Below are 4,381 nucleotides of genomic sequence, written 5' to 3'. Positions count from 1 at the left end.
CGCTGATTCCGGAAGCTATTGCCTTTTCCATCATCGCCGGCGTCGACCCTAAGGTCGGCCTCTACGCATCCTTCTGTATCTGTGCCGTGATTGCCTTCATCGGCGGTCGCCCTGGCATGATCTCGGCGGCTACCGGTGCCATGGCACTGCTCATGGTTACCTTGGTAAAAGATCACGGGCTTCAGTATCTGCTGGCCGCAACCTTGCTCTGTGGGGTTCTTCAGATACTTGCTGGATATCTCAAGCTGGGCTCACTGATGCGCTTTGTCTCGCGCTCAGTAGTCACAGGCTTTGTGAATGCACTGGCGATTCTGATTTTCATGGCGCAGCTGCCCGAACTCACCAACGTAACCTGGCACGTCTACGCCATGACCGCAGCGGGCCTCGGAATCATCTACCTGTTTCCGTATATACCGAAGATCGGCAAGCTGATTCCTTCGCCGCTGGTGTGCATCCTGACACTGACCGCTATCGCGATTTACCTGGGGTTGGATATCCGCACCGTAGGTGACATGGGCCAATTGCCGGACACGCTGCCGATTTTCCTGTGGCCTGAAGTCCCGCTGAACTTTGAGACTCTGCGGATCATCTTCCCGTACTCAGCAGCGCTTGCCGTTGTAGGCCTACTGGAGTCCATGATGACCGCGACCATCGTCGATGACCTGACCGATACCACCAGTAACAAAAACCGGGAGTGCAAAGGCCAGGGCGTTGCCAATATCGCAGCAGGGATGCTCGGTGGTATGGCCGGCTGCGCCATGATTGGCCAGTCGATCATCAACGTGAAGTCTGGTGGCCGCACCCGTCTCTCGACATTGTGTGCCGGCGTTTTTCTGCTGCTGATGGTGGTGTTCCTTGGCGAATGGCTCTCCAAAATCCCCATGGCGGCACTCGTCGCTGTGATGATAATGGTGTCCATCGGCACCTTCAGCTGGGATTCCTTGCGCAATCTGAAAGAGCATCCGCTGTCGACCAACCTTGTCATGGTGGCGACCGTCGTGGTCGTCGTGGCCACTCACAACCTTGCATACGGCGTACTGGTAGGTGTGCTGCTGGCCTCCCTCTTCTTTGCCAATAAGGCCGGGCACTACCTGGATATCAAGAGCACTCTGGAAGAGACGGAATCACATCGCACTTACCATGTTGTGGGCCAAGTGTTCTTCAGCTCAGCAGACAAATTCACCAACGTTTTTGACTTCAAGGAAGCCCTGAACAAAGTCACCATCGACCTGACCCAAGCCCATTTCTGGGATATCACTTCGGTTGCAGCGCTGGATAAGGTGGTTATCAAATTCCGCCGCGAAGGCGCAGAGGTTGAAGTGCTCGGTCTCAATGAAGCCAGCGCAACAATCGTCGACCGCTTCGGCGTGCATGACAAACCCGATGCCATCTACAAGCTCATGAGCCACTAAGGAGAACGACAATGACCCACGTAATGGCCTGCATTGATAACTCACAATCCTCATTGGCGGTCTGCGACTACGCAGCATGGGCGTCGCAACAACTTAACGCGCCCCTTACCTTGCTGCATGTATTGGATGAGGAGAAATACCCCGCATCTGCAGACCTGAGCGGTAATATCGGCCTTGGCAGTCGAGAGCATCTGCTGGAGGAGCTGGCTACATTGGATGCCCAGCGCGCCAGGCTTGCTCTGGAGCAAGGTCAACACATGCTTGAAAAGGCCAGGGAGCGAACGGTCATTTGCGGAGCTGCATTTCCTGAGCTAAAGCAGCGCCACGGACACTTGATAGAAAGCCTGGTTGATCTTCAGGACGATATTCGACTCTTGGTCATTGGACGAGTGGGTGAGGACAGCACACGTAGAGTGCACAGCCTTGGCAGCCAAATTGAAGCTGTCGTGCGCACAATTCACCGTCCAATTTTGATCACGAGCAGCAGCTATAAAAAGCCAGAAAAAGTAATGCTCGCTTTTGACGGCAGCCCCACAGCCCACAAAACCGTTGAGCTGCTTGCCGCCAGCCAGCTCTGCAAAAATCTACCAATTCATCTCGTTATGGTTGGCGCTGACTCGGAAGGCAACCGAGAAGCGTTGGAGAAAGCCCAGAGCACGCTCATGAGTGCTGGCTTTGTCGTCCAAGCTCAGATCGTAAAGGGGGAAGTGGAAGCGGCGCTCCACGTGTATCAGGCCGAGCACGGAATTGATCTGCTAGTCATGGGGGCCTACGGCCACTCGCGCATCAGACAATTTCTGGTAGGTAGCACAACTACAACCATGCTCCGCACAGCTACCATGCCGGTATTGCTGCTCCGCTGAATTGACTCGCCTGACCGCAGTGTTTCCAACACTCTGGAAACACTGCGGTCATCCTAGTTAATGAATATCTGAACATGTCCTGTTGAGACCTCATGCAACTCATTACTGAAATCCTTCACCCGGATCTGAAATCTATACAAGGGAAAGTATTCCGTCGTCATGCCGCACGCGGAATCGTGTTGCGGAACGAACAGATCCTGTTGCTGTTCACTGAGCGCTATAACGACTTTAGCTTTCCTGGGGGCGGCCTTGATGCTGGCGAGGACATTATCGTAGGTCTTAAGCGTGAGCTTGAGGAAGAGACTGGTGCACGCGAGATTCGGGTGCTCCAGCACTACGGTTACATCGAGGAGTACCGGCCCTATTGGAAGCCACAGTACGATCTGATGCACATGACCTCGCATTTTTATCAATGCGAAGTCGCGCCCCAGCTAGCGCCCGTGAGAATGGAAAGCCACGAAATCGCTAATGGTATGCGGCCTGTCTGGATCAACCTGCATGAAGCCATAACGCATAATGAAGCCGTGATGCAGCGTCAGGAGTCATCGATGGGGCAGTCCATTCAGCGCGAAACGTTCATGCTGAAAAAAGTCGCGTCCGAGTTGCTGATGTCAACCAGCCGATGAGAAGACGTCTCGGCAGCCTTTGTTGCGACGTCCGCAGACCACAATGACCAGTAGATTCAGAAAAGGAGGCCATATGAACCTCCTTTTTGAATTTTATAAGTCCTTATGCAACTGTCTTTGCGTGAGTCTCATTCGACTGATACGGAGATGATCTCAACGGCTCTGAGGGACTTAAGCTACTCACCGCATCAAGCTTGCAAACCTGTTCGTGTGAAAGGCGTACGTCTAAAGCACCGAGGTTATCGGTAAGTTGCTGCTCTGAGCGTGGCCCTATGATCGGTACCGCCCCATGTGTGCCAGCCCAAGCAATAGCAATCTGACTAGCACTCACGCCTAATTCGCTCGCAATCTCCAAAACAGTGTCCAGTATCAATGTGCGCTGTGCTGAATTTTCTGCCTGAAATACTTTTCCACCAAAACCTTCGGCGCGTCCTTTTTCACCTTGGCGATATTTACCGGTCAGCATGCCGCCTCCCAACGGAGACCAAGTGACTATGCCGAGACCCAGGGCGTTTGACGCCTGGAAGAGGTCTGCTTCGGGCTCACGATGCACCAAGCTGTGTTCAAACTGAGCCGCTGCAATAGGCAGCGCGTTGGTGAGTTCGGCCAGTGTGACCGCGCGGGAAAGTCGCCATGCTGGGAAATTAGAGAGTCCTGCGTAAAGGATTTTCCCTGCACGTGCCAGATCTTCAAAGCCTCTGACGATTTCCTCGACCGGCGTCACGCCATCTGGGTGATGCGCCCAGTAGATATCTATCCGGTCTGTCTTCAGGCGCCTCAGGCTGGCTTCTACCGATGTCACCAAAGCCCTACGACTGTTACCTGTGGCGAGCCGATTAGCGTTGGCTGCTGCTCCGTTGGTAAATTTTGTGGCGAGGACGAACTCATCGCGTCGTCCTTGGAGTAGAGTTCCGAGCAACTCCTCGGACTGACCAAATTGATAAGCGTCTGCCGTGTCAATGAAGTTACCACCTGCTTCAGCGTAAGCATTAAATATTGCCTTGCTGGAGTCGGGATCTGCTCCATAACCCCAGCCAGTGCCGAAGTTGCCTGTGCCGAGCGCGAGTTCCGAAACGCTGAGCCCGGTACTGCCGAACGATTTGTAGTTCATATCTATCTCCACATAGAACGCTATGTTGATTGAGTCCAAGATCAAAGCAGTTGGTACTTAGCTGTTACGGATCGAGCATTAAACTGCGCCACACAATGTTGACCGGATTTTGGAGGCTGCTGGAAACAGGATTCTCCTGAGCGCCCGAAGGTTGTTCCAGTGGCGCATTCGTCACATTTCCTTTTAACGCTTCTAGTTTTTCATCGTCAGCATTTAATGCTTGCTGTCGATTGGTTGAGTCGTCGTTGGGCAATATAGGGGCACTGGTCAACAAATCGGTTGCAGAGATTTCCATGAGCGCATCCTCAGGGCGTATGCACCCTTCCGGAGATTTCTCCCCAGTAGTTTGAACAACGTCCAAGCCCTTTT

General features: G+C 53.4%; 5 protein-coding genes. 3 read left to right on the top strand and 2 right to left on the bottom strand.

What is annotated here, in order from left to right; genetic code table 11:
• The 3 genes from GIW04_RS28260 to GIW04_RS28250 form a co-directional block, all read left to right on the top strand.
• A partial coding sequence (locus tag GIW04_RS28260; protein WP_236479432.1) for a SulP family inorganic anion transporter occupies nt 1–1,412 on the top strand: 1,412 nt, incomplete at its 5' end.
• Nucleotides 1,413–1,423: 11 nt separating this feature from the next.
• Nucleotides 1,424–2,275, top strand: a complete 852-nt coding sequence (locus tag GIW04_RS28255; RefSeq protein ID WP_032894871.1) for a universal stress protein — start codon at nt 1,424–1,426, stop codon at nt 2,273–2,275.
• Nucleotides 2,276–2,367: 92 nt separating this feature from the next.
• Complete coding sequence (locus tag GIW04_RS28250; protein WP_032894870.1) at nt 2,368–2,901, top strand: NUDIX hydrolase; 534 nt, start codon at nt 2,368–2,370, stop codon at nt 2,899–2,901.
• 103 nt (nt 2,902–3,004) lie between these two features.
• Here GIW04_RS28250 and GIW04_RS28245 read toward each other — a convergent pair whose 3' ends face one another.
• Complete coding sequence (locus GIW04_RS28245; RefSeq protein WP_032894869.1) at nt 3,005–4,012, bottom strand: aldo/keto reductase; 1,008 nt, start codon at nt 4,010–4,012, stop codon at nt 3,005–3,007.
• Nucleotides 4,013–4,076: 64 nt separating this feature from the next.
• Nucleotides 4,077–4,381 (bottom strand): hypothetical protein (locus tag GIW04_RS28240; protein ID WP_236479431.1); only part of this gene is annotated, 305 nt, incomplete at its 5' end.

Origin of the sequence: Pseudomonas sp. PA-4-8C (assembly GCF_021606625.1) — a bacterium.
Taxonomy (GTDB): Bacteria; Pseudomonadota; Gammaproteobacteria; order Pseudomonadales; family Pseudomonadaceae; genus Aquipseudomonas; species Aquipseudomonas lactis.
This window is presented reverse-complemented; position numbering and strand designations above follow the sequence as displayed.